Genomic DNA, 24,948 nt, shown 5'->3' with positions numbered 1-24,948 from the left:
TTGCTTAATTAGGTGCGTATCTATTCGGAAATAACCATCTATCTGCATAGTGGGTTTATTTAACCATGAAAAGTGTAGGGTTATCGGGTGGGGGTATAGACCAAAGTATTACAAAATGATGTTGTTGCTAATTTTCATTCCTTTTTCCTACCGATACATGGTGAAAAAAACGCCTTTATTGTTCTCGCACAACTTTTGCCAACATCATCGGTGCTAACCTGTGCCGCTTTTTTCGACCCCTTGAATGACTAGGTGACAAGATGCAGCTGCATGAGCTCGTGAATACATTTGGCCAGGACCTACAGCGTCGCTACGGAGAGAAGGTACACAAACTGACCTTGCATGGTGGCTTCAGCTGCCCGAACCGTGACGGCACTATTGGCCGTGGCGGCTGCACATTCTGTAATGTTGCCTCGTTCGCCGATGAACAGGCGCAGCACAAGCCGATCACCGAACAGCTCACTCAGCGTGCCGGTGAAGTTAACCGTGCCAAACGTTACTTGGCTTATTTCCAGGCCTATACCAGCACTTATGCCGAAGTGCAGACGCTTAAGGCTATGTATGAAGAGGCGCTGGAAGCGGCGGATATCGTTGGCCTGTGTGTTGGTACTCGCCCGGACTGCGTACCGGACGAAGTGCTCGAACTGCTGGCGGGTTACCGCGAACAGGGCTATGAAATCTGGCTTGAACTCGGGTTACAGACCGCCAACGATAAAACCCTCAAGCGGATCAACCGTGGCCATGACTTTGCCTGTTATGAGGCTATCGCCAAGCGCGCCAGGGCGCTAGGGCTGAAAGTGTGTGCCCACCTGATTGTCGGCCTGCCGGGAGACACTCGCGAGGATAACCTGGAGACTGTCCGCAAAGTGGTCGATGCCGGTGTGGATGGCATCAAGCTGCACCCGCTTCATATCGTTGAGGGCAGTATCATGGGCTTGTCATGGAAAGCCGGTCGATTGGCCGAGCTCAGCCTTGAGGAGTACACAGAGATATCTGCTGAGATGATCCGTTTAACGCCGCCGGAGGTGGTTTACCACCGTGTTTCCGCCAGTGCCCGTAAGCCAACCCTGCTGGCCCCTGAATGGTGTGAAAACCGCTGGCTGGCAATGACGGAGATTGGCCGTAACCTTGATAATAACGGCGGCCAGGGCGCGGCACTGGGGCAGCCGTTTGAATATACCCCGCCGGTGCCTCGATCGAGTTAAAACTTGCAACCAAACAACCGGGCTGGCATTAGCGGATGTATCGGTAAGTGTGTTAGATTACGAGTAAAATGACGTCAATTACTAAAATCAATGCATACTTCCTGTCAGGAACGCTCTGTTAGTCCGATATTGCTTACACTGCTCACCTTACTGGCCAGTTGCGGGGTGCTTCTGATCAAGGGGATGTCTCGCCGCCTATTATTGCTGGGGGCGAGCTTTTTTGCTCCTGCGACCTTGGCCTCAACCGTTTCCCAATGGTTTCAAGCTGATAATCCGGCGCTGCTTTTTTCTCTGTTGATCCTTGTGCTGGTTATCGGCGGAGGGTTATTAACCTTGCTGTTTCATCACCTTGAAGCCAGCTCCTTCCGCCGCTTGCATGGCCAGCTTACCCTGATGCCTGTTGCTGTTGCGCTTGTCCGTAAAAAGGATGGCCATTTGATCTATGGCAACAAGCCCTGCCGTCAGTTGCTGGGGGTACGCAAGATTAATGATCGCTATCTTTATCCTGATGGACTCAGCAGCAAGATGCTGTGTGACTTCTTTCGCCCCTTTACCGGCCTGAAAGCATTCAGGGATGTTGATGAGGCCTTGCCTCAAAGTAATGGCAAAGTGATCCCACTGCTGGTTTCAGGCCAATCGATTCGATGCCAATGGCAGCCTTGCTGGTTGTTGTTTATCGACTCGCCCCGCTCACGTCACGGTGAGCAGATAAAGCTGGAAAATGAGCAGCGGATCTTCCAGCAGGTGCTGAACTCCCTGTCGGAGCTGGTGTATTTCAAAGACAAATCAGGCAAGCTGATTGGCACCAACAAAGCCTTTGATCGTTTCTGGCGGGGTAGGCTCGATGAAGGGATCACCGAAGAACAGGATATCGGCTCTTTGGGCAATACCGCGTCCCATACTTGGACCACGGCCCCTGATGGCTCGAGCCGGCTTTTGGAAACCAATTGTAATTTGTTGATTGGTGATACCGGTGAGGCCATCGGTACCCTCAGTATCAGCCATGACGTGACGGACTGGCATGAGATGCAAGAGGTATTGAAAACCGAAATCGAAAAACGGGAAGTGACCGAACAGGAGCTGGCCCAGCGAAATACCTTACTTGATACTATCCTCAGTGCCAGCCGGGATCCGATAGCCTTATATAATGAACATGGTGTTTATGTTGGCTGTAACGAGCCGTTTGCACGATCACTGGGCTATACCCAGCAAGCGCTGCTGGGAAAATCGTCGGCCGATGTGTTGGAGCCGGACAAATATGAGTTGTTTCGGCAGACCGATTTGCAGGTTATCCAGCAAGGGATCAGTGTCAAACTTGATGACTACGTGATTTTGGAAGACGGCACCCCTATCTGGTACGAAGTCCTCAAGTCTCCTTACCGGGATCCGACCGATGACACCACCGGGGTGCTGATGATGGCCCGGGATGTGACTGAGCGTAAGATGGCCGAGCAGCAACTTGCCGATGCCATCATGGAATTGCAGGAGCTCAGCTTTGTTGACAGCCTGACCAAGGTCGCCAACCGCCGGAGTTTCGATGAGCAATTGCGTAAGATGTGGTACAGCCATATCCGTGAGCAGCACCCACTGACGCTGATCCTGTGTGACATTGATTACTTCAAGGCCTTCAATGACAACTATGGCCATCAACAGGGTGATTTTGCCTTGCGAGAAGTGGCGAAAGTGCTGCGCAGTGTGGTTAAGCGCGAGACTGACGAAGTCGCCCGCTATGGTGGTGAAGAGTTCGCCTTCCTGCTGCCAAATACCAGCCTGGAAGGCGGTCAGGTAGTCGCAACGGAAATCCATCGGGCACTGGCCGAGAAAGGCCTGACTCACCGCTATTCGGATATCGCCTCGACCCTGACTGTGAGTCTGGGGGTGGCTACCCTGACACCAAAACCGAATCAGGATTATGGTGAGCTGGTGGAGCTGGCAGACGTGGCACTGTACCGGGCCAAGGCGGCAGGGCGAAACTGTACCATGACCATGTCAGAAAAAGAGGCCGGGTAGACTGGATCGTAGTTAATACGGCCGGACAACCAAAATGTGAAGGACGGCAGGTGATTGGAAAAAGCCTGCTTGGGTTCTCGGCGGCTCGCCATTATGATGGTGAAGCGGTAGTGAATAGGAAGCAATAATGAAACAAATCAAAGTACTGGCACAATATTACGTTGATCTGCTGGTCAAACTAGGACTGGTTAAGTTTAGTTTGTTACTGGCCCTTGCGCTGGTGGCCTTGGCGGTGGTGGTGCAGATAGGTGTCACCTTGGTTTTGCAGGGCGAAGTGCTGGATATTGATATTGTCCGCTCGGTGTTCTTTGGTTTGTTGATCACGCCGTGGGCCGTTTATTTTCTATCCGTCGTGGTGGATCAACTAGAAGAGTCCCGCCAGCGCTTGTCCAAGTTAGTCACCAAGCTTGAAGAGATGCGCTCGCGTGATATGCAACTCAACAAGCAGCTGCATGAAAACATTAACCAGCTCAATCAGGAAATCGAAGAGCGGGAAAAGGCAGAAGAAGCCCGCCGTGAAGCGATGCAGGATCTTGAAAACGAAGTCTACCAGCGTGAAAACGCCCAGCTGGAATTGGCCGAGCAGAGCGCATTGCTCAAGTCTTTCCTCGATGCCTCGCCCGATTTGATTTACTACCGCAATGAGAAAGGCCAGTTCTCCGGCTGTAACCGGGCGATGGAAGAGCTCACCAACCGCACCGAGAAGCAACTGGTTGGCCTTACGCCCTGGGATGTCTACAGCGAAGAAGTGGCGAGCAAAATCGCCGAAACAGACCAGCAGGTGTTCAACAACAATGTTTCCCTGACCTACGAGCAGTGGTTGGAGTACCCCGATGGCCGTAAGGCTATTTTCGAGTTGCGTAAGGTACCTTTCTACAGCCGTGACGGCCGACGTCTGGGTTTGATGGGCTTTGGCCGTGATATTACCGAGCGCAAGCAGTACCAGGATGCGCAGGAGAAGGCGAGCCGTGACAAGACTGCTTTCATTTCTACCATCAGCCATGAGTTACGTACCCCGCTCAATGGTATTGTGGGTCTTAGCCGGATGTTGCTTGAGACCAAGCTCGATCAAGAGCAGAACGACTACATGCGTACCATCTATGTCAGTGCCATTACTCTGGGTAATATCTTCAACGATATTATTGATATGGACAAATCTGACCGTCGCCGTCTCGAACTGATGCCTAAACCGCTCGACTTCCATGACTTTGTCTCTGAGATGGAGAATATCTCTGGTCTGATGGCAAGCCAGAAAGGCCTACGCTTCGACCTCGAGCGGCTGACTGAGCTACCTGAGTGCATTGAGGTAGATGGTACCCGGTTACGTCAGGTGCTGTGGAATCTGATCAGCAACGCGACCAAGTTTACCAAGGATGGCGGTGTGGTGATGTCGGTCAGCAGCGAGGTGGATGATGAGCAAGCTCATATCACCTTCGAAGTCGAGGATAGCGGAATAGGGATCCCGGCAACAGAGCTCGATAAGATCTTTGCCATGTACTATCAGGTCAAAGATGAAAACGACAACCTGCATGCGGTCGGTACCGGGATTGGCTTGTCGGTTTCGCGCCAGTTGGTGCAAATGATGGGCGGAGACATTACGGTTAGCTCGGAAGTGGGCGAAGGCAGTACCTTCACGGTGACAATCACCGCCCCGCTAGTCGAGCGTGTTGAGGAAGAAGAAGCCCTGCCGTCCCTGCCGCAGATCAGCCTCAATATCTTCATGGTGGAAGACATTGAGCTCAACATTACGGTTGCCAAGGCATTGCTGGAAAGCCTGGGCCATGAAGTGACGGTGGCGATGCGCGGTGACGAGGCCCTGGAGCTGTTTGACCCAGAAGCCTACGATTTGGTGCTGCTGGATATCCAGCTGCCGGACATGACCGGTTTCGATGTCGCAGCCAAGCTGCGCGAACAATATGACTACCTACCTGCATTGGTGGCACTGACAGCCAATGTTATCAAGGATAAGGGTGAATACCTGGCCAAAGGCATGGATGATGCGATCAGTAAGCCGCTGAGCGTCAAGGCCATCACGGACGTGATCCAGCGCCTGGTGCTGACATGCCCGCTGGATGAGGAAGAAGGAGAGGAATTGGTGGTTGAAAGTGAAAACCCGCAAGGGGTTAGCGATGAGATGTTTAATACCTTGTTGGATTTGGAAATGCTGTCCTCCTATGTGGAGATTGTCGGTACCAAGCCGGTGTATGACAGCATTGCGATGTTTGAGGCCAAAATGCCGGAATACATTGCGATCCTTGATTCCAACATGACGGCCAAGGATCAGGACGGCATCAAGTTTGAGGCGCATAAAATTAAAGGGGCGGCCGGCTCCATTGGTCTCAAGCATATCCAGCAGGTTGCCCAAAAAGCCCAATCGCCGGAATTGCCGGCCTGGTGGGAGAATATCAATGATTGGGTCGATGAAATCAAAGATGGCTACCACAATGATCTTAAGGTGCTTAAAGACTGGTTAGCCCAGCAGGAGAAGGCATGATGGGAACTGATGCAAAAGCGTTTCTGCTAGCAGCAGGGATAGTATTGGTTGCAGGCTGTGGTGAAAGGGCGCAAGACCAAGAGACAGAATCCAAAGACCCGGCTGTTGTCGAAGAGCAAGCCGAACCTGAAGCGCCACCTGTCGAGGAGGTTCCGGTGACCTTACCGGCGGAGATTGATATCTGGCAATCCCCACAGGAGCTGGTGCTGTCAGAAGTGACCGTTTATTTAGGCAGTGAGCTATGGCTCAACAGCATGCCGGTGATCGGTGATGATGGTAGCCAGCCTGCTAATAAACTGCATGCCTCTATCCGTTTGTTGACGCGCGATATGAAGCCATTGCCTGCAGGGGTGGAAATCATGCAGGTGATGATAGCGCAGGACGACCAGCAGTGGCTGGCGCAGGAAAACCTGGAGATTCGCTCGGAAGGTGAAATGAGCCTGGAAGTCAGTATGCGTGGCGGGCCGGAGTGGCTACCGGGCAGCAAGGCTGATATTGCGGTGACGGTACTTTATCAAGGCCAGGAGCAGGTAGTGATCCAGCAAGAGGTATTGATCAGTCAGGTGTTCTGATTGGTGGTTGTAATTACGGCCTCAGCCATTCCCCGTTGCAAAAAAACAAAAAAGGCTCCGCGAGGAGCCTTTTTGCTATGCGAAGAGCCGGAAAGATTATTCTTCTTCCAGATCGCCGCAGAAACGGTAACCTTCACCGTGGATTGTCGCGATGATTTCCGGGGTATCAGCCACTGATTCGAAGTGCTTACGGATACGGCGGATAGTCACGTCGACGGTACGGTCATGTGGCTTAAGCTCACGGCCGGTCATTTTCTTCAGTAGCTCGGCACGTGTCTGGATTTTGCCTGGGTTTTCACAGAAGTGAAGCAGGGCACGGAACTCTGAGCGTGGCAGCTTGAACTGATCACCGCTTGGGCTAACCAATGAACGGCTGTTGATTTCAAGCGACCAGCCGTTGAACTCGTAACGCTCAACCATACGCTTGTCTTCAGTTGGCAAGCCTTGGTTCATCGCACGGGTTAGCAGGTTGCGAGCACGGATAGTCAGCTCTCGAGGGTTGAATGGCTTAGTGATGTAGTCATCAGCACCAATTTCCAAACCAAGGATCTTATCCACTTCGTTGTCACGGCCAGTCAGGAACATCAGTGCCATGTCACCTTGCTCGCGTAGTTCACGCGCAAGCAGCAGGCCGTTTTTGCCTGGTAGGTTGATATCCATGATCACTAGGTGAACTGGGTGCTCAGAAAGCATCTGGTGCATTTCAGCGCCGTCATTGGCTTCAAATACTGTGTAACCCTCTGCCTCAAAGATGCTTTTCAGGGTATTACGTGTTACGTGCTCGTCTTCTACAATTAGAATGTGAGGGGTTTGCATTGGCAGTACCTAATTTCTAAAAACGGAATCTGGTCAAAAACAGAATAGTAAAATTCTATATAAAAAATTCACATACAGGCAAAAACTTGGGAGAAATACGTGCTTGGTCGTATTTCCTCATTTTCCTGTTGGTACGCCATCCATTTATCCAGCTCATCACGACATGATGATTTTCGCTGAAAAAGCCCAAACTTAGGGGCATTGGCTACAATTTCCGTGGGATGGCGACGATTGTATTCACTTAACAGCTCGCTAACAATATAAGTGCTTTGTTTCCGCGCTGCTTTCGGGCACTTTATTGATTTACATCAAACAGTATGAAGTGTATTACGACTCTCCACTTTGTTTAACATTCGCTACAAAAAAATGCATCGTCCCTCAGGTGTTACTTTCTATGTGTGAAAAAAAATCGCTATGGTGTAGCTACCAATCGATCATCTTTAATCTTAAGCAACACCCTGTTTACCCTTGCTTTGCAATTCTAACAGCATTTAATCCGAGAAGCATCGTTCTTAGCAAGAAAGACAACCTAGCTCGACATCAAAAGCTTGAGTTAGCGCTCAAATCACAATGCGACAGTGTATTGCCGATCAGCTGCAGCGCCCCGGATGGGCAGTGGCAGGAATTAGGCTTTATCGTGCCACTGAGCAAGGAGGCCGCATGTTTGGAAGCCCGGCGCTGGGAGCAGAACGCAATTTATTGGGTCGAAGGTAACGAGCTGTTTTTAGTGCCAGTTTTACTCGACGGTGTGGAGACACAAAGATTGGGTGATTGGCCAAGCTTTCTCTACACTTAACGTAGCCCCAAGGAGCTGGGGAAGAGACGGCCTTGGATAGGGAAGGCAACAAAGACAATAAAAGGAGCCTGCGATGAAAGATTTAACCCCGGATTTGTGCGATCACTTTGAACAGGATGTGCGTTGGTTACCGTTGACTCTGCAAAATTACGGCGGCCGGACGGTATTCTATGGTGAAGTAGTTACTTTGCGGTGTTTTGAAGACAACAGCTTGGTGCGAGATATCCTCTCCCGCGAAGGTAAAGGCAAAGTGCTGTTTATCGACGGGCATGCTTCCTGTAACAAAGCACTGCTTGGTGATCAGCTGGCGCTGCTGGCCCAGAAGAATGGCTGGGAAGGGATCATCATTAACGGTGCCGCGCGTGATGTTGGGATCATTGCAACATTGGATATCGGAGTTAAGGCATTGGCAACCTGTCCGGTGAAAACCGTCAAGCGCCAGACCGGTGAGGAAAACGTCACGCTTACTGTTGCCCATACCTTGGTGTATCCGGGAGACATGCTCTATGCCGACCTCAATGGTATTGTCTTTAGCAAGCAGCCGCTTGATCTATCCGTTATCAATCCGTAGTGAAAGGCCTGATGGCAACAAGAAACCCAATAGAAAAACGCCTGGCTGAGCCAGGCGTTTTGCTAGGTTTACGAGAAATCAGGTGACGGAATAGCGCTAGAAACGAAAGCCTATCCCGAATTGGTAAATTTGCTCCAGTGCCTCATAGTCGAGCGTAGCATGCAAATTTAGCCTTTCCGTTACTTCATATTGGCTCGATACCTCCACACCCATCACTGTGTCTTGGTTCTGTGTTTCGGAAGTTACGGCACTTTGTAAGCTCAGTTTCGGTGTGAAACTATACTTCACACCGGATAACAGCCCACGACTGGCTGATTGGTTTTCGTTGCCGCTTTTCAAGCGGGTGCTGAGATAAAGCTCAGTGTTATTAGAAATAGAGTAGGCATAGCCGCTGTCGATTTGCCAGAGATCGAACTGCTCTGCGCCTTTGGACTGGGATGACATGAACCACCCAGAAGACGAATCATCGTCAAGTATGTTCAATAGCCTGCTTTCTGCTGCTGTTGTTGGTAACGCCACTACCAGCAGGGCAATTGTGATTAGCCATGTACGCATTCATCACCTTCCCTGTTTTATTGTTGTGATTTTTTATATATATCCTTAACAAAGTACTACTAAGAACAAAATAATATTAGGTCATTTAGTACAAAAATGACACAACGGTTTTGCATTGCTGAGACATTTTGCCCTATTTAGCTAGCCCCCTGGCCGAAAATGAGTCGTTGCTGGTTACTGTACGGGAAGACATCTTCGAATTTGCCTTCCTCGATATTGCTTTGCAATTGCTGCCAGTATTGGGGCTCGAACAGATCGCTGTGCAGCTCGTTGAAAAGTTGCCTAACCTTTGGATTGATCAGCAGGAAGGTCCGAAACTCTTCCGGGAAGACATCATTAACCCCGACACTGTACCAAGGCTCTGCAGCCATCTCGTCTTCCGGATAACGGGGAGGTGGGATCTGGCGGAAGTTCATCTCCGTCATGTAGCTGATCTCATCATAGTCATAGAACACTACCCGCTTGTGGCGGGTCACCCCGAAGTTCTTGAATAGCATATCGCCGGGGAAGATGTTGGCGGCCGCCAGCTGTTTGATGGCCTTGCCGTATTCATCGACCGCATGGCGCAGATCATCATCGTTGGCTTGCTCAATATACAAATTGAACGGGATCATCCGCCGCTCGATATACAGGTGCTTGATCAGGATTTGTTGATCGGTGACCTTGACTATAGACGGGGCGACCTTGAGCAGCTCTTCCAGTAGTTCGTCACTGAAACGGTGGCGGTCAAAGGTGAAGTTGCGGTATTCCTGGGTATCGGCCATCCGCCCAACCCGGTCATGTTCTTTAACCAGCTTGTATTTCTCCCTGACCACGGCGTGGCTGATTTCTTTTTGCGGAGCAAATTTGTCTTTGATGATTTTAAACACAAACCCATAGGACGGTAGGGTGAACACCGACATCACCATGCCTTTGATCCCGGGGGCTAACTCGAATTGGTCATCGGAATGTTCGATGTGGTGCAAGAACTCGCGGTAGAGCTCTGTTTTACCGTGCTTTTGGCAACCTATCGCGGTATAGAGCTCAGCCTTGGTTTTGTTTGGCATCAGCTCACTCAGGAAACGGACCAGTGCGGCCGGCGCCGGGGCGTAAACCATGAAATAGGATCGGGCGAAGCCAAACAGGATACTGACCGCATCGACATCGACCAGGCAGGCATCGACAAATAGCTTGTTCTCGCTGGTAGTGAGAATAGGTAGAACAATGGGTAGGTGATGGTGGTCGTCAAAGCGGATCCGTCCTACCAAATAGGCTGCCTTGTTGCGGAAAAACGGCTCGCGGATCATTTCGATCACTGGTGGTGGATTGCCAACTGCTGCCAAATGCTGGCTGATGCGTTCGCCAAGCAACTGGATATCCCGCTGTTTATCCTCCCATTCGAGGCTGAACGGCGTGTCATCGAGGATCCGGCCCAGCAAGGTGTCGAGCGTCGCCCCGGTATTGTACAGCCGGCTGAGGTTGGTCGGGTAAATGGGGATCCGGCCTTCCTGTGAACTATGGACAAACAGCTTGTCGCGTTTGATATTGCGGTGCTCGAAGATCCGGCAATAGACCGAATTGAAAAAGCTCTCGGCAATATCGTAACGGGGATAATCGAGCAGCAGATCCTCATAGGCATTTTTGACCGCCATCAGAAATGCGTGGTTGGCATAGCGCTTACCCAGCATGATGGTAATTTGGCTGGTGACGAGCCCAACATGGTGATCATAGAACTTGATACGGGTCTTGAGCGCCTGTTGTACGGCTGGCCAATTCTGGCTTTCGAAGCGCTCCTGCGCACCGGCAGTCACATCCAAAAATCGGCCATACATGGCATCGAAACCTTGCAGAATCGTATGGGCGACAAGTTGTTCCATTGCAGCTGTCATCCGAGCTCCCTATTCTTATCAAGTTAGCCTATGAGTAACGGCACATTGTTCCCAAGCTCAGTATTACCAACCCTGGGCGCATCATCCTAAGTTGCTTAATTATTCACCATATCTACTATGCATGTTGTTTAGTTTAACTGCAATAAAATGATACTAACTATGCCTCAATGGTATAGCTATATCGCTAGTTTTACCTGCATTTTGCTATTTAAATAGCCATCTCGAGGCAAAAATAAGGTTGACTCGGGAAAATGATTACGGTAAACGTAAATGCATACATATATTGGTTATCTTTTTAGGACACCTATGTTTAACGCATTCAGCATGAATACAACCACCATTATTATTACCGGCACCATGATTGCTGGGGTGGGCTGATGCGCGAAAGAATTGCAAAAAAAAGCCCACATCCCAAAAAGATGTGGGCTTTTTTTTAACCTGATATTTCATCCTGGAGTGGCAAAAAGTCACCGGGGGCACGTTTTAGGAAGTTGTGGGAGTAGGGAATGCGAGTATTAAAGTTTGGTGGTTCATCGTTGGCCGATGCTGACCGGTTTTCTCGGGCAGCGGATATTATCGCCAATAACGCCCAGCAGGGGCCGGTTTCAGTGGTGCTGTCGGCACCGGGTAAAGTCACCAATAAATTGGTGTCAGTGATTGAAAACAGTATCCAGTTTGGTGAGGCGGAAGCACAATTGGCCGATCTGGAAGCGGTGTTCAATGAACTGCTGTCGGGGCTAAAAGAGGTTGAGCCTGGCTTTGACAAGGAGGCATTGGAGGCCAAATTGGCGAGCTCGCTGGGCCAGCTGAAGCAATACGTTCACGGTATTAAATTGTTGGGCCTCTGCCCTGACAATGTCTATGCCAAAATCATCAGTAAGGGTGAAAGGCTGTCTATCGTTATGATGCAGTCGCTGCTGCAGGCCAAAGGTCACCAGGCTAGTCTGATTGACCCTGTGGCGTACTTGTTGGCCCATGGTGATTACCTCGAGGCCCACGTCGATATTGAAGCCTCTACTCAGAACTTCCGTCAAAATCCACTGCCGCAGGACCATGTCAATATCATGCCGGGCTTTACTGCCGGTAACGAAAAAGGTGAGTTGGTCACCCTTGGCCGTAATGGCTCGGATTACTCCGCGGCGGTACTGGCAGCTTGTCTGCGTGCCGAATGCTGTGAGATCTGGACTGATGTCGATGGTGTTTACAGCTGTGATCCTCGCCTGGTACCCGATGCCCGCCTGCTTAAATCTCTGAGCTACCAGGAAGCCATGGAGCTGTCTTATTTTGGTGCATCGGTTCTGCACCCGAAAACCATTGCTCCTATCGCCCAATTCCATATTCCATGTCTTATCAAAAACAGCTTCAACCCACAGGGAGCAGGCTCGCTGATTGGTCTTGATACAGGTGAAGACAAGCTGGATATCAAGGGGATCACTACCCTGAAAGATCTGACCATGGTCAATGTGTCGGGGCCGGGAATGAAAGGTATGGTTGGTATGGCCGCCCGTGTGTTTGGTGCCATGTCATCGGCCGGTGTGTCGATTGTATTGATCACCCAGTCTTCGTCGGAGTACAGCATCAGCTTCTGTATCGAGAGCGAGGACAAACTGGCAGCCCAGCGTGCCCTCAAGGACCACTTTGAGCTGGAGCTGAAAGAAGGCCTGCTTGAGCCTGTCGAATTTATGGATAACGTTGCGATTGTTACTTTGGTCGGTGACGGTATGCGCACCTCCCGTGGTGTGGCTTCGCGCTTCTTTACCTCGCTGTCTGAAGTGGACGTTAATATTGTAGCCATTGCCCAGGGTTCTTCCGAGCGGGCGATCTCTGCGGTGATCCCGGACGACAAGGTTTCCGAATCGGTCAAGGCATGTCACGAGAACCTGTTTAACAGCCAGCACTTCCTTGATGTCTTTGTTATTGGTGTCGGTGGTGTCGGTGGTGAGCTGGTGGATCAAATCCAGCGCCAGCAGGCGAAACTGGCCGAGAATGGCATTGTGATCCGGGTATGTGGTTTGGCCAACAGCAAGGGTTTGCTGCTAGATAGTAACGGCCTCCCGCTGGAGAACTGGCGTGATGCAATGGGTCAGGTTTCCGAACCCCTAAGCCTTGCACGAATGATCCAGCTGGTGAAACGCAACCACGTTATTAACCCAATCGTGATTGACTGTACCTCAGACCAAGGTATTGCCGAGCAGTATGTTGACTTCTTGTCAGCAGGTTTCCACGTGATCACCCCGAACAAGAAAGCCAATACCGCCAGCATGGCTTACTACCAGCAGCTGCGTCAGGCTGCGCGCTCAATGCGCCGTAAGTTCATGTATGACACTACGGTAGGTGCCGGGTTGCCAGTTATTGAAAACTTGCAGAACCTAATGGCCGCCGGTGATGAACTGGAGCGTTTTTCGGGGATCCTGTCTGGTTCGCTGTCCTTTATCTTCGGTAAGCTGGACGAGGGAATGAGCTTTAGCGAGGCGACGACGGTTGCGCGTAACAATGGCTTCACCGAGCCGGACCCTCGTGATGACCTATCGGGTATGGACGTAGCCCGTAAGCTACTTATCCTGGCCCGTGAAGCCGGTATGGCACTTGAGTTGGAAGATGTGGTTGTCGAGCAGGCTCTGCCACCGGGTTTCGATGCCGAAGGCTCAGTTGATGAATTCATGGCGCGTTTGCCTGAAGCGGATGCCTACTTTGCCAATTTGATTGAAGAGGCAGCCAGTGAGGGTAAAGTGCTTCGTTATGTCGGTGAAATCAAAGACGGTAAATGTGCAGTGAAGATTGCTGCGGTCAACCCGGATGATCCTATGTTCAAGATCAAGGATGGTGAGAATGCGCTGGCTTTCTACAGCCGCTACTACCAGCCAATCCCATTGGTACTAAGAGGCTATGGTGCCGGTACAGAAGTAACAGCCGCAGGGGTCTTCGCCGACTTGATGCGTACGCTGGGCTGGAAATTAGGAGTGTAAGATGAGTGTAGTGGTTTATGCGCCGGCGTCGATTGGCAATGTGAGTGTCGGTTTTGATGTTCTGGGGGCCGCCGTGTCCCCTATCGATGGCACCTTGCTTGGCGATAGGGTATTGGCAGAGCAAGGCTCTCAGCCATTTTCTCTGAGCTGTGTCGGGGCGTTTGTCGATAAGCTGCCCAAGCAGGCGGAAGAGAATATTGTCTACCGCTGTTGGCAGGTTTTTGCCCGAGAGCTGGATAAGAAAGGGGCGGCGCTTAAACCTGTCGCCCTGACCCTGGAAAAGAATATGCCGATCGGATCGGGCCTGGGTTCCAGTGCCTGTTCGATTGTTGCGGCGCTCGATGCGCTGAACCGCTTTCATGACCAACCGCTCGATGAGACAGAATTGCTGGCCCTGATGGGGGAGATGGAAGCTGAGATCTCCGGTAGCTTGCACTACGACAATGTCGCCCCGTGTTATTTGGGCGGGCTGCAGTTTATGGTCGAGGAGCTCGGGATCATCAGCCAGTCGGTACCATGCTTCGATAACTGGTACTGGGTCATGGCGTACCCGGGCATCAAAGTGCCGACGGCAGAAGCCCGCGCTATCTTGCCATCTCAGTACCGCCGTCAGGATGTGATTGCCCATGGCCGTTACCTGGGCGGCTTTATCCATGCTTGTCATTCGGGTCAACCTGAGCTGGCAGCAAAAATGATCAAAGATGTGGTTGCTGAGCCATACCGCGAGCGTTTGCTGCCTGGTTTTGCTAAAGCGCGGCAGTATGCGCTGGAAGCTGGGGCTCTGGCTAGCGGGATCTCCGGCTCGGGGCCGACGATGTTTACCGTGTGTGATGACCTTGAAGTCGCAAAACGTATTGCACGATGGTTGCAAGATCATTATGTTCAGAATGAAGAAGGATTCGTCCATGTCTGTCGTTTGGACGGGCAGGGCTCAAGAGTAACAGGAAGTGAGCTGTAACCATGAAGCTATATAACCTAAAAGATCACCAAGAGCAGGTTTCGTTCGGCCAGGCAGTACGCCAGGGGCTGGGAAGCAACCAGGGCTTGTTTTTCCCTGCCGAACTACCGGCTTTCGACAATGTTGATGCGCTGCTGGAGCAAGATTTTGTCAGCCGCAGTACGGCTATCCTGTCGGCATTCATCGACGAAGAGCTAGCTGCAGAAACCGTCTCTCAAATGGTTGGCAATGCCTTCCAGTTCACTGCACCGATCAAGCCGGTCAAAGATGGGGTCTATGCCCTTGAGCTGTTCCATGGCCCGACCTTGGCTTTCAAGGACTTTGGCGGTCGTTTCATGGCCCAGTCACTGGCTGCAGTGTCTGAGAGTGACGGTAAAATCACAATTTTGACTGCGACTTCGGGTGACACCGGCGCAGCAGTGGCCCATGCGTTTTACGGCATGGACAACATCAAGGTGGTGATCCTTTACCCTAAGGGCAAGATCAGTCCGCTGCAGGAAAAACTGTTCTGTACCCTTGGCGGTAACATTTCGACGGTTGCGGTAAACGGCACCTTCGATGATTGCCAGTCGCTGGTCAAGCAAGCCTTTGATGATGGTGAGCTGCGTCAGGAAGTAGGCCTTAACTCGGCAAACTCGATCAATATCAGCCGTTTGTTGGCTCAAATATGTTACTACTTCGAAGCGGTTGCCCAGCTACCGAAAGAAAAGCGCGAGGAGCTGGTGATCGCAGTACCAAGCGGTAACTTCGGTAACTTGACTGCGGGTTTGCTGGCCAAAGCCATTGGTCTGCCGGTGAAACGCTTTATTGCCGCAACTAACGTCAATGATACCGTGCCGCGTTATCTGCAAACCGGTAACTGGACACCGGAGCCAACGGTACCGACTATCTCCAATGCGATGGATGTCAGCCAGCCAAACAACTGGCCTCGTATCGAAGAGCTATGCCGCCTCAAGGGCTGGGGTCTTGATCAGTTGGGCTATGGTGCGGTTAATGACGAGCAAACGGCTGAGACCTTGCGCGAGATGGAGCAGGAAGGCTATCTGTGCGAGCCGCACGGTGCGATTGCATACCGCATCTTGAATGAGCAGTTGGCCGAAGGCGAAACAGGCTTGTTCCTATGTACCGCCCACCCGGCTAAATTCAAAGAAGTGGTGGATGAGATCCTGGGTAAGGACATCGACCTGCCAGCGCCGCTAGCCAAGCACAATGCGATGGAGCTATTGTCGCTCGAGCGTGACAATGACTTCGAGCAGCTAAAAGCAGTACTGCGTAGCGTTCAGTAAGCGAGTTATTATCGATAATGAAGAAGGGAGCCGATTGGCTCCCTTTTTGTTTGGCATGCAGATTTCTAGGGTATGGCTTAAGCGGTTTGTTCGCTGTTGGTGGTTGCAGCCTCCGCTTCCATCACTTCACCGGATGCGGCTTCATCAGCAAATTTGTCCACCCAAAGTGCCAGCGCACCGTCACCTGTGATGTTACAAGCAGTACCGAAACCGTCTTGTGCGAGGTGAAGGGCAATTTGCAGGCCGATCATTGCTTCGGTAAAGCCCATCATCGAGCCAAGCAGGCCAACCGCCGCCATGACTGCGCCACCCGGAGCACCCGGTGCGGCAACCATGGTAATACCCAGCATACCGATAAACGGCAGTGCTTCGATGAAGCTTGGCACGGTGGCATTACCGGTTACCAAGATGACCGCGACACAGACAGAAGTGATGCTGATCGCCGAGCCGGACATATGGATATTGGCACAAAGTGGTACCACGAAGTTGGCAATCGGCTTTTTCACGCCATTTTGCTGAGTCTGGCGCAAGGTCACTGGCAGGCTGGCTGCAGATGACATGGTACCCAGAGCCGTAACGTAGGCTGGTAGCATGGTTTTCAGCAGCTTTAGCGGTGAGCGGCCAAGCAGTGCACCTGTGCTGATGAACTGGAAAGTCAGCCATAGCCAGTGCAGGGCGACAATCAGTACCAGCACCAGGGTGAATGTTTTCAGAGTCGAGAACACCGTGCCTTTAACTGTCATGTCGGCAAATACGCCGGCGATATAGAACGGCAGTGACGGTACCATCACCTTGGCTAGGAACAGCTCGATGATGTTGCGGCCTTCGTCGCTAAGTTTGCGTAGGTGCTCGCTGTTGGTCGCCGTGATGCCAAGGCCAAAGATAAAGGCCACGGCGAGAGCGGTCATGACCCCCATGACAGGCGGGATTTTCAAATCAATCAGCGGAGCCAGGGTGCGGGCCGCTTCGCTGACTTCAGCTGGGCTGTGCAGCATTGACGGCAGGACCTGCCCTGCCACCAGGTAGGCCATAGCACCGGCACCCATGGTCGACAGGTAGCTCAGGCCGACAGTTTTACCCAGCAGTTTGCCGGAGTTTTTCGGTAGGTTTGCGATCCCGCTGGTGACAAAGAAAAGGATAAGCAGGGGAATGGTGAAGCCAATCAGCTGGCTGATCAAAGCCTTCATGGTGATCAGGATCTGAACCAGCACATCGGGGGCAAACAGGCCGAAGAGAATACCGGCTAGAATGCCAGCAATGAGTTTTAAAATCAGTTTCATCGCCAATAGTCCTATTGAGGAAAATGGATAGTAGTCCGTAACAAAGCGGCGACGTTTTTACCATTACTTGGCGGCGGATGCCAAAAAAGAGGTGTTTTATGTGTTACATCGAGTGAAATAGTGATTTGCTTGGGTGTAATAACAGCATACCGATGCTTTTTTTGACATAAATTAAGGCGAAACAGGATACTTGCAGGTCAAAAAAACGCCCTTGTGATATCGATTTCATAAAAAAGGCAGGCTCATCGCCTGCCTTTGTCGAATTGGTTAGTGGATTAGACGTCTGCTTGCTCGATAGCCTGAGGTTGAGGCTGTTTGGCAAACTTGTTTACCCACAAGGAGATAGCACCGTCTCCGGTAATATTACAGGCAGTACCGAAGCTATCTTGGGCCATATACAAGGCAATCATCAGAGCCAGTTCGGCTTCGCCGAATCCCAGCATCGATGCCATCAAGCCGAGGGCGGCCATCACGGCGCCCCCCGGCGCGCCCGGTGCAGCAATCATCGTTACCCCAAGCATCATGATAAACGGCAGCATTTCAAGCAGTGATGGAATTGCAATGTGCTGGCTGAGTGCCATGACCGCCGTCGAACAGGTCACTAAGGTAATGGTGGAGCCAGACAGGTGGATGGTGGCGCACAGCGGGATGGTGAAGTTGGCGATGGACTCATTGACACCATTTTCCTTGGTCTGGCGCAGTGTCACCGGAATAGTGGCAGCCGAAGACATGGTACCGACAGCGGTAAAGTACGCCGGCATCATGTTCTTGATCAGCTTCAACGGCGAATAGCCCAATGCCAAGCCAGTAATCGTGTATTGGATGGTGATCCAAACCCAGTGCATGAAGATAGCTAATGCTAGTACTAGGCCGAAGGTTTTTAGGGTCGAGAAGACGGTGCCTTCAGCGGCCATTTCGGCAAACACGCCAGCAATGTAGAACGGCAGGAGCGGGATAATAATGTTGGAAAGTAATAGGTCGATGATCCTGCGGCCGTCTTCGGCGATGGTTTTCAGCGGTTTGCTGTCAGTAATACTGATCCCCAGGCCAAACAGGAAAGCAGTGGCCAAGGCGGTCATGACACCAAACAAAGGTGGCACTTCAACGGTTATAAAGCTGGTGAGCTTGTCGGCACTGTCCGCTGCTGCGGTGACAGGCTCTGCCATGCCGCTGATCACGGTACTGGCTACTATAAAAGCCAAACTGCCGGCAATGATGGTTGAACCGTACGACAGGGCCACGGTTTTACCCAGTAGCGAGCCGGAATTTTTTGGCAGGCTGGCAATGCCGCTGGTGATATAGAACAGGATGATAAGGGGAATGGTGAAACCGATGAGCTGCCCACCAAGGAGTTTGATAGTCAGCAAGACGCGGATGATGGCGTCAGGGGCGAAGAAACCAAGGAGGATACCGATCAAAATACCCGCGATAAGCTTGAGGATTAACTTCATGAACTGGCTCCGAAAATATTGTTATATAAAAAGCTCCATTTTTGTGGCATTGCCCGTGGATACAGACATTGGGTGGTAGGCAACGCTATGAATGTACAGTTTTATTAACATAAATACCTAAATTGTCGTCACATTTTAGATGATAATATAAACAGTATGCGATAAGGGTATTCGGAATGTGTTTCGGCAGACATAAAAAAAACGGCACCCTCGGGCACCGTTTTTGCTAACAGGAGCTGTGATTACAGGCTGTTAGTGAAAGTACGTGCGATAACGTCACGCTGCTGCTCTGTAGTTAGAGAGTTGAAGCGTACTGCGTAGCCAGAAACACGGATAGTTAGCTGTGGGTATTTTTCTGGGTGCTTAGCTGCATCTTCCAGTGTTTCACGCTTAAGAACGTTAACGTTTAGGTGCTGACCGCCTTCGATCTTAGCCGGTGCTTCGATAGCAACTTCACGAGACTCGTACTCACCTAGATCTGCAGCAGGAACCACTTGGTCAGCTTCGAAACCAGCAGAAGCAGCAACACAGCGAGCTTCGTTAGTTTCAGTATCTAGCAGCCAGATTGAGTTTAGTAGGTCATCGTTAGCTGATTTAGTGATTTGAATACCTTGGATCATGACTTTATTCTCCGTTTTAAGACTTATCTCTTATGACCTAACCCCTGAGGTTTAAGCCTGATTTTGCAAAATTATGACTATTGAAAAATACGACCGAATATCGGTTTTTATGAATAAGTGAAGCTCTGTGAGCAAAAAAAGCTTCAACCGTCACAAGCCATATTTTTTAGTAGTAATAATTCGCAATCACCGCTAAAGAGAATGTCGTTAGTTTTTTCGGTTTTCTTGTTGAGTTGCGTATTATATATCTCGATGGTGTTGATTGTGTATTGATTTAGATCAAATTACAACAAAAAACCTTAAATATATTCAGGCTATTTTATTGAGCTAGGTCAACTAAGCCGCATATTTATTGGTGTTTAACTAATATTTTATCATTTAAAAAATATTTGAAACGATCATTTGTAGTAAAATTACATCAAAATGAGCAATGCCTTTCACCTAACCTCACGGAAATTGTGCGCTTGCCCCGATCAATCTGTAAGCGCTGACGTTGATAAATAACGTACAATCCGTGCTTAAAATGCAAACCTTCAGAGTAGGAAAAAGATGAAATTAATTGGTGCGCACGTATCCGCTGCCGGCGGTGTACACAACTCGCCAGAGAATGCCCACAAGATCGGTGCCAATGCCTTTGCCTTGTTTACCAAGAACCAGCGCCAATGGGCGGCCAAGCCGTTGGAGCAAGATGTGATCACGGCATTCAAGGCCCGCTGCCAGCAATACGGGTTTACTGCTGATGCCATTCTTCCTCATGATTCGTACCTGATAAACCTTGGTGCGCCAGAGAGTGAGAAGCTGGAAAAATCACGCAAAGCATTTATTGATGAAATGGCCCGCTGTGAACAGTTGGGGCTGCACCTGCTGAATTTCCACCCGGGTAGCCATTTGAAGAAAATCCCCGAGGGCGAGTGCCTGTCCTTGATTGCTGAGTCTATCAATATGGCGCACCAAGCCGTGCCGAATGTGGTGGCGGTGATCGAAAATACCGCAGGGCAAGGGAGCAACCTCGGCTGGCGGTTCGAGCAACTGGCCAGCATTATCGAGCAGGTAGAAGACAAGTCGCGGGTCGGGGTCTGTATCGATACCTGCCATGCATTTGCTGCCGGCTACGATTTGAGTAGCGATACTGCGACAGACAAGACGTTTGCCGAATTTGATCAAGTTGTCGGGATGCAATATCTGCGTGGTATGCATCTCAATGATTCGAAAGGCGGCTTGGGCAGCCATCTTGACCGTCACCACAGCTTGGGTGAAGGGGAGATTGGTTGGGATTGCTTCCGCTATCTGATGCAAGATAGCCGCTTCGATAATATTCCGCTGGTATTGGAAACCATTAACCCGGATATCTGGCGGCAGGAAATTGATACGCTGCGCTCGTTTATTCCTGAAACGGTATAGGAATGCCTGCTTCTAGGCGTTGCTTTTTGGATAAGTAATTTGTCCTACAATGGGGCAGGTTTCACCAAGGTAGGGCGTGGACAAAAATATCAATCATTGTGTTTTTGAGTTTAAGGTATTGAAAGTTAATAACTTTGTTGTATTTCTCAATATTGGCATCAAGTTTTCATATCTTTACCCAGTGGTTTAACAATAGGGTAGGGAAAATGATGAACAGTGAAATGATGATGTTGAGTTACGGTATCTCAAGACTGCCGCAGGCCCACCGCCATATCCAGGGTCGTGGTCATTGGCGAACGCCAGTTACCCCTAAGGCGCGCTATCAAGTGGAATAGCCAAACAGGTTTTCTTCTCCTTTGCAGTAAGCCTCCTATCTGTATCTATAGGTAGGGGGCTTTGTTTTCTCTGCTAAACCCATACAATGGGCACCAATAGTGAGATTGAGGAGCAGAGAATGAGCCCGGTATTGAGCTGGCAAGATGTGATTGACGCGGAGCGCCAGAAACCCTATTTCCAGCAGGTTGAACAGCATGTTGCCGCTGAGCGCGCGGCGGGCAAGGTGGTGTACCCGCCGCAGGAAGATGTGTTCAATGCATTGGAAGCAACACCGCTATCGGAGGTCAAGGTGGTGATCCTCGGACAGGATCCCTACCACGGCCCCGATCAGGCCCATGGCCTAAGCTTTTCGGTCCGTCCCGGCGTAAAAGTCCCGCCATCTTTGGCCAACATGTACAAAGAGCTGGTGACGGATATCGATGGCTTTACTCCGCCATCCCACGGTTATCTGCAGAGCTGGGCCGAACAGGGAGTGTTGCTACTTAATACCGTGCTGACGGTGGAACAAGGCAATGCCCATTCCCATGCCAAGATAGGCTGGGAAACATTTACCGACCGTTTGATCGAAGTGATCGATCAGCACTGTGACGGCGTGGTTTTCCTGCTGTGGGGTGCCCATGCCCAGAAGAAAGGCAAGAAAATTGATACTGAGCGTCATCATGTACTGCGCTCCGCCCACCCATCACCATTGTCTGCATACAGAGGCTTCTTTGGTTGTAAACACTTCTCGCAGACAAATCAGCTATTAAACCAGATGAATAAGCCAACGATTGATTGGTTGCTGGAAAATTAATCTTAATTTGTCAAAATGTGTAGATAATGTAAATTATCTGCACATTAAATAACCAGGATCAAGGTGCGTTTTTTCATCCCTGCTTACACTTTCAATAATGGAGATGACTGGGAGGTTTACGCAATGATGCTGGATGATATTCACACTGAACATGGTTATATATGCCGACTGTTGAAGATCCTTCAACAGAAGCTTACTGCAATACGTAACGGGCAAGAGGTCAACTATGGCCTGATCAAAGATATTGTTGATTATCTGCAGAATCATGCCGAATGTTGCCACCATCCGAAAGAGGATGTGCTTTATCACTACTACCAGGCACATTATGCCGAGCATGCCGGTGAAGTCGAAAGCCTGGAGAAAGAGCACGAAGAGTTGGCAAGGCTGACCCAAGAGTTTGCCGATACCGTCGAGATGATATTGATGGATGCGGTGATCCCGCTCGATGTGTTTGCTGACAAGCTCAATGCTTTTGTTGTCCGCCAATACGCTCACTTGGAATTTGAGGAAAAACATATTCTTCCCCTGATCCGCAAGCACTTTACCCAAGATGATTGGTTGGCAGTATCACAGCAGTATGAAGAATGCGATTGTGATCCGTTATTTGGTGCCCAGGTCACTGATCGTTACCGTCACCTTGCTGAGCGGTTACAAGCCTAGGTTGCGAGGCGGTATACCATACAAAAGAAAGAGCCGGCATACGCCGGCTCTTTGTTAGATCATTGCTTGTTGATTAGAAATCAAGATCGTCGTCTGATAAATCCTTGAACATATCAATATCAGCCAGTTCACGGCGCAGTCTCTGCCTGTCTTTCAGCGCTTCAATCTCACGCCACTTGCGTTTCACAGGCTTGCACCGGGAACCACGTCTTGGTGTTTCAGTTGCAAGAATGTCATCGAATGCATAGCTGTCCATAGAGCACCTCTTCCTTACAATCGGTCCTATTTAAATATCATAGCAAGCCACAAAATAAAATTGATGTGTTTCGCAAATGTTACCCATTGATGAAGTTTTGATGTGCGTAAGATCGCAATGTCAAACTGGTTGTATAAAAAATCGGCAAGATAACCGGTGCTATGGCTTGCGGGAATGGGATGAAAAAGCAGAATATCGGCCCTAATTTCGCCAGCGTAATGCCAGATAAGCAATATTCATGGCTAGGATATTGATTTTTGCTGGTTATCTTTGCATGATCATCAGCCATCTGCAGTTATACCAAACAAGGTCCTGTCAGCAGGTGGCACATTTCTCATGCCTCTTGTTAACATCATGCCAACATAATAGCTGCGCCAGATAGCGGTCTGTGAATACAGGGAAATCCGTCGCTGTCTTTTACCACATAATAAAACTAAGGTTGTAGTAACTGTTTTGCTTACCCGCAAACTTGCGTCAGGTTGGCAAACGGGCTGTGCCGATATTTTCTGGTTGCGGTCGATGAGATCGGCAATCAGCTAATTATTGATTTCTAGAGGGGTAGACGTGTCAAGTCAGATTAACTTTTTGAACGATCTGTTATGGGGCTCCGTGCTCATTTATTTGCTGATTGGCGTTGGCGTGTTCTTTACCTACCGGTTGGGATTCATTCAGTTCCGTCATTTTGGCCATATGTTCAGCGTAATGAAGAACAGTCGTAAGTCGGACAAGGCAGGGATATCATCGTTCCAGGCGCTGTGTACCAGTTTGGCTGCCCGTGTCGGGACCGGCAACATGGCAGGTGTCGCCGTAGCACTGACGCTAGGTGGCCCGGGCGCTATTTTCTGGATGTGGCTGATTGCCATGCTGGGAATGGCGACGGCTTTCGCCGAGAGTGCCTTGGCACAGCTCTATAAAACCCGTGATGATGACGGCAACTACCGTGGTGGCCCGGCTTACTATATGGAAAAAGGCCTCGGCATGCGCTGGATGGGCGTGGTGTTTTCCATTTTCCTGATTATCGCCTTTGGCTTGGTGTTTAACTCGGTTCAGGCCAACTCGATCACTCTGGCGATGAATGTGGCCTTTGGCTGGAATCCGGCTTACGTGGGTGTCGTTCTGGTATTCATGGCGGGTGTCATTATTTTTGGTGGTTTGCGTGCCATTGCCCGTACTGCAGAGATCCTGGTGCCGGCCATGGCGCTGTGTTATCTGGTGCTGGCCCTGTTTATCATGTTCACCAATATTGGCAAACTGCCTGAAGTGCTGGGGCTTATTTTCCGTAGTGCGTTTGGCCTTGAAGAAGCGGCTTCGGGCGCCTTGGGCTATACCATTGCCCAGGGGATGATCAATGGCCTTAAGCGCGGCCTGTTCTCCAATGAAGCAGGTATGGGTTCCGCACCCAATGCTGCCGCTTCGGCAACGCCGTATCCACCGCACCCGGCTTCGCAGGGCTATGTCCAGATGCTCGGTGTATTCATGGATACTATCGTAATTTGTTCGGCCACTGTGGCGATTATCCTGATGTCAGGCGAGTATGTCCCGCACAGCGAGATCACCGGTATCGAACTGACTCAGCGTGCGCTGAGCTCTCAGGTCGGTGGCTGGGGTGCCATTTTTATCGCGGTGGCGATCTTCTTCTTTGCCTTTACCTCGCTGGTGGCAAATTACTCTTACGCCGAGACTAACTTGATCTTCCTTGAGCACAACCACAAGGCCGGCCTGACCGTGTTCCGTATTGTGGTGCTGGGCATGGTGATGTTCGGTGCGGTCGCCGATTTGCCGACTGTCTGGGCGATGGCGGATGTGTCGATGGGGATGATGGCAATCATCAACTTGATAGCGATTGTGTTGCTGTCCGGTACAGTAGTGAAACTGGCTCGGGACTACAACCTGCAGCTCAAGCAGGGCAAGGTGCCGACTTTCGATAGCAAGGATTACCCTGAGTTGCATGCCCAGCTTGAAGAAGGGATCTGGGATCAGCCGAAGAAGGACTGATTGCATGTGACCTCTGGTGGTGAGCGATCTCACCACCTCACCACCTCATCATCGAATTT

21 protein-coding genes and 1 other annotated feature are annotated in these 24,948 nt (G+C 50.6%); of the genes, 14 read left to right on the top strand and 7 right to left on the bottom strand.

Annotated elements, in window-relative coordinates:
- Positions 1-260 precede the first annotated feature (260 nt).
- The 4 genes from mnmL to ACXAD4_RS16025 all read left to right on the top strand — a co-directional run bounded on the left by mnmL (position 261) and on the right by ACXAD4_RS16025 (position 6,281).
- Positions 261-1,205 carry a tRNA modification radical SAM protein MnmL/YtqA gene (gene mnmL / locus ACXAD4_RS16040; protein ID WP_475242638.1) on the top strand — a complete coding sequence of 315 codons (945 nt, stop codon included), beginning with the start codon at positions 261-263 and terminating at the stop codon, positions 1,203-1,205.
- A 90-nt stretch (positions 1,206-1,295) separates the two neighbouring features.
- Positions 1,296-3,215, top strand: coding sequence for a GGDEF domain-containing protein (locus ACXAD4_RS16035; protein ID WP_475242637.1), 1,920 nt, complete (start codon positions 1,296-1,298; stop codon positions 3,213-3,215).
- Between the two features lie 127 nt (positions 3,216-3,342).
- Positions 3,343-5,709, top strand: coding sequence for an aerobic respiration two-component sensor histidine kinase ArcB (arcB, locus tag ACXAD4_RS16030; protein WP_475242636.1), 2,367 nt, complete (start codon positions 3,343-3,345; stop codon positions 5,707-5,709).
- Positions 5,706-6,281 (top strand): hypothetical protein, encoded by a 576-nt coding sequence (locus ACXAD4_RS16025; RefSeq protein WP_475242635.1) that lies wholly within the window; start codon positions 5,706-5,708, stop codon positions 6,279-6,281. Before arcB ends, ACXAD4_RS16025 begins: the two co-directional genes overlap by 4 nt.
- A 96-nt stretch (positions 6,282-6,377) precedes the next feature.
- On the opposite strand, the gene arcA is transcribed toward ACXAD4_RS16025, so the two are convergent.
- Positions 6,378-7,097: a two-component system response regulator ArcA gene (gene arcA, locus ACXAD4_RS16020; RefSeq protein WP_039467143.1), complete on the bottom strand. Its 720-nt coding sequence runs from the start codon at positions 7,095-7,097 to the stop codon at positions 6,378-6,380.
- Positions 7,098-7,491: 394 nt separating this feature from the next.
- Between arcA and ACXAD4_RS16015 the strand changes: the two genes are divergently transcribed.
- Both ACXAD4_RS16015 and ACXAD4_RS16010 read left to right on the top strand, forming a co-directional pair.
- Complete coding sequence (locus tag ACXAD4_RS16015; protein ID WP_475242634.1) at positions 7,492-7,893, top strand: DUF3293 domain-containing protein; 402 nt, start codon at positions 7,492-7,494, stop codon at positions 7,891-7,893.
- Positions 7,894-7,966: 73 nt separating this feature from the next.
- Positions 7,967-8,464, top strand: a complete 498-nt coding sequence (locus ACXAD4_RS16010; protein ID WP_475242633.1) for a putative 4-hydroxy-4-methyl-2-oxoglutarate aldolase — start codon at positions 7,967-7,969, stop codon at positions 8,462-8,464.
- A 96-nt stretch (positions 8,465-8,560) separates the two neighbouring features.
- Here the strand turns inward: ACXAD4_RS16010 and ACXAD4_RS16005 are convergent, their stop codons facing one another.
- Together ACXAD4_RS16005 and aceK are read right to left on the bottom strand one after the other, a co-directional pair.
- Complete coding sequence (locus ACXAD4_RS16005; RefSeq protein ID WP_475242631.1) at positions 8,561-9,019, bottom strand: hypothetical protein; 459 nt, start codon at positions 9,017-9,019, stop codon at positions 8,561-8,563.
- Between the two features lie 137 nt (positions 9,020-9,156).
- Complete coding sequence (gene aceK / locus ACXAD4_RS16000) at positions 9,157-10,887, bottom strand: bifunctional isocitrate dehydrogenase kinase/phosphatase (protein ID WP_475242630.1); 1,731 nt, start codon at positions 10,885-10,887, stop codon at positions 9,157-9,159.
- A 316-nt stretch (positions 10,888-11,203) separates the two neighbouring features.
- Positions 11,204-11,323, top strand: a sequence feature (Thr leader region).
- 70 nt (positions 11,324-11,393) lie between these two features.
- On the opposite strand from aceK, the gene thrA reads away from it, so the two are divergent.
- Genes thrA through thrC form a run of 3 tightly spaced genes read left to right on the top strand, consistent with a single transcriptional unit; the run spans position 11,394 to position 16,097 of the window.
- On the top strand, positions 11,394-13,853 hold the full coding sequence (gene thrA, locus ACXAD4_RS15995; RefSeq protein WP_475242628.1) for a bifunctional aspartate kinase/homoserine dehydrogenase I: 2,460 nt from the start codon (positions 11,394-11,396) through the stop codon (positions 13,851-13,853).
- Position 13,854: 1 nt separating this feature from the next.
- Positions 13,855-14,811, top strand: a complete 957-nt coding sequence (thrB, locus tag ACXAD4_RS15990) for a homoserine kinase (protein ID WP_475242627.1) — start codon at positions 13,855-13,857, stop codon at positions 14,809-14,811.
- 2 nt (positions 14,812-14,813) lie between these two features.
- Complete coding sequence (gene thrC, locus ACXAD4_RS15985) at positions 14,814-16,097, top strand: threonine synthase (RefSeq protein ID WP_475242626.1); 1,284 nt, start codon at positions 14,814-14,816, stop codon at positions 16,095-16,097.
- Between the two features lie 77 nt (positions 16,098-16,174).
- Here the strand turns inward: thrC and ACXAD4_RS15980 are convergent, their stop codons facing one another.
- From ACXAD4_RS15980 to grcA, 3 genes are all read right to left on the bottom strand, one after another.
- Entirely contained in the window at positions 16,175-17,377 is a 1,203-nt protein-coding gene (locus ACXAD4_RS15980; protein WP_475242625.1) for a dicarboxylate/amino acid:cation symporter, read from the bottom strand.
- Between the two features lie 275 nt (positions 17,378-17,652).
- A complete protein-coding gene (locus ACXAD4_RS15975) occupies positions 17,653-18,828 on the bottom strand; it encodes a dicarboxylate/amino acid:cation symporter (protein WP_475242624.1) in 1,176 nt (391 codons plus the stop codon).
- 242 nt (positions 18,829-19,070) lie between these two features.
- Positions 19,071-19,448 carry an autonomous glycyl radical cofactor GrcA gene (gene grcA, locus ACXAD4_RS15970; protein WP_317524492.1) on the bottom strand — a complete coding sequence of 126 codons (378 nt, stop codon included), beginning with the start codon at positions 19,446-19,448 and terminating at the stop codon, positions 19,071-19,073.
- 549 nt (positions 19,449-19,997) lie between these two features.
- Between grcA and nfo the strand changes: the two genes are divergently transcribed.
- The 4 genes from nfo (at position 19,998) to ACXAD4_RS15950 (ending at position 22,638) form a co-directional block, all read left to right on the top strand.
- Positions 19,998-20,849, top strand: coding sequence for a deoxyribonuclease IV (nfo, locus tag ACXAD4_RS15965; protein WP_475242623.1), 852 nt, complete (start codon positions 19,998-20,000; stop codon positions 20,847-20,849).
- Positions 20,850-21,055: 206 nt separating this feature from the next.
- Positions 21,056-21,184 (top strand): hypothetical protein, encoded by a 129-nt coding sequence (locus ACXAD4_RS15960; protein WP_255526797.1) that lies wholly within the window; start codon positions 21,056-21,058, stop codon positions 21,182-21,184.
- Positions 21,185-21,303: 119 nt separating this feature from the next.
- Positions 21,304-21,978: a uracil-DNA glycosylase gene (ung, locus tag ACXAD4_RS15955; RefSeq protein WP_475242622.1), complete on the top strand. Its 675-nt coding sequence runs from the start codon at positions 21,304-21,306 to the stop codon at positions 21,976-21,978.
- Between the two features lie 123 nt (positions 21,979-22,101).
- Positions 22,102-22,638, top strand: coding sequence for a hemerythrin domain-containing protein (locus tag ACXAD4_RS15950; RefSeq protein ID WP_475242810.1), 537 nt, complete (start codon positions 22,102-22,104; stop codon positions 22,636-22,638).
- 73 nt (positions 22,639-22,711) lie between these two features.
- Here ACXAD4_RS15950 and ACXAD4_RS15945 read toward each other — a convergent pair whose 3' ends face one another.
- Complete coding sequence (locus ACXAD4_RS15945) at positions 22,712-22,894, bottom strand: DUF3545 family protein (protein ID WP_475242621.1); 183 nt, start codon at positions 22,892-22,894, stop codon at positions 22,712-22,714.
- Positions 22,895-23,458: 564 nt separating this feature from the next.
- Here ACXAD4_RS15945 and ACXAD4_RS15940 point away from each other — a divergent pair.
- Complete coding sequence (locus ACXAD4_RS15940) at positions 23,459-24,889, top strand: alanine/glycine:cation symporter family protein (RefSeq protein ID WP_317524497.1); 1,431 nt, start codon at positions 23,459-23,461, stop codon at positions 24,887-24,889.
- The last annotated feature ends 59 nt before the right edge of the window (positions 24,890-24,948 follow it).

The organism is Photobacterium sp. AWH4_225, from assembly GCF_056158405.1.
This window is presented reverse-complemented; position numbering and strand designations above follow the sequence as displayed.

Coding starts and splice junctions, on each gene's coding strand:
- ACXAD4_RS16025 (WP_475242635.1), top strand. CDS start 5,706: ATGATGGGAACTGATGCAAAAGCGTTTCTGCTAGCAGCAGGGATAGTA.
- thrC (WP_475242626.1), top strand. CDS start 14,814: ATGAAGCTATATAACCTAAAAGATCACCAAGAGCAGGTTTCGTTCGGC.
- ung (WP_475242622.1), top strand. CDS start 21,304: ATGAGCCCGGTATTGAGCTGGCAAGATGTGATTGACGCGGAGCGCCAG.
- ACXAD4_RS16010 (WP_475242633.1), top strand. CDS start 7,967: ATGAAAGATTTAACCCCGGATTTGTGCGATCACTTTGAACAGGATGTG.
- ACXAD4_RS15975 (WP_475242624.1), bottom strand. CDS start 18,828: ATGAAGTTAATCCTCAAGCTTATCGCGGGTATTTTGATCGGTATCCTC.
- thrB (WP_475242627.1), top strand. CDS start 13,855: ATGAGTGTAGTGGTTTATGCGCCGGCGTCGATTGGCAATGTGAGTGTC.
- nfo (WP_475242623.1), top strand. CDS start 19,998: ATGAAATTAATTGGTGCGCACGTATCCGCTGCCGGCGGTGTACACAAC.
- ACXAD4_RS15945 (WP_475242621.1), bottom strand. CDS start 22,894: ATGGACAGCTATGCATTCGATGACATTCTTGCAACTGAAACACCAAGA.
- ACXAD4_RS16005 (WP_475242631.1), bottom strand. CDS start 9,019: ATGCGTACATGGCTAATCACAATTGCCCTGCTGGTAGTGGCGTTACCA.
- ACXAD4_RS16015 (WP_475242634.1), top strand. CDS start 7,492: ATGTGTGAAAAAAAATCGCTATGGTGTAGCTACCAATCGATCATCTTT.
- thrA (WP_475242628.1), top strand. CDS start 11,394: ATGCGAGTATTAAAGTTTGGTGGTTCATCGTTGGCCGATGCTGACCGG.
- grcA (WP_317524492.1), bottom strand. CDS start 19,448: ATGATCCAAGGTATTCAAATCACTAAATCAGCTAACGATGACCTACTA.
- ACXAD4_RS15980 (WP_475242625.1), bottom strand. CDS start 17,377: ATGAAACTGATTTTAAAACTCATTGCTGGCATTCTAGCCGGTATTCTC.
- mnmL (WP_475242638.1), top strand. CDS start 261: ATGCAGCTGCATGAGCTCGTGAATACATTTGGCCAGGACCTACAGCGT.
- arcA (WP_039467143.1), bottom strand. CDS start 7,097: ATGCAAACCCCTCACATTCTAATTGTAGAAGACGAGCACGTAACACGT.
- ACXAD4_RS16035 (WP_475242637.1), top strand. CDS start 1,296: ATGCATACTTCCTGTCAGGAACGCTCTGTTAGTCCGATATTGCTTACA.
- ACXAD4_RS15950 (WP_475242810.1), top strand. CDS start 22,102: ATGATGCTGGATGATATTCACACTGAACATGGTTATATATGCCGACTG.
- ACXAD4_RS15960 (WP_255526797.1), top strand. CDS start 21,056: ATGATGAACAGTGAAATGATGATGTTGAGTTACGGTATCTCAAGACTG.
- aceK (WP_475242630.1), bottom strand. CDS start 10,887: ATGACAGCTGCAATGGAACAACTTGTCGCCCATACGATTCTGCAAGGT.
- arcB (WP_475242636.1), top strand. CDS start 3,343: ATGAAACAAATCAAAGTACTGGCACAATATTACGTTGATCTGCTGGTC.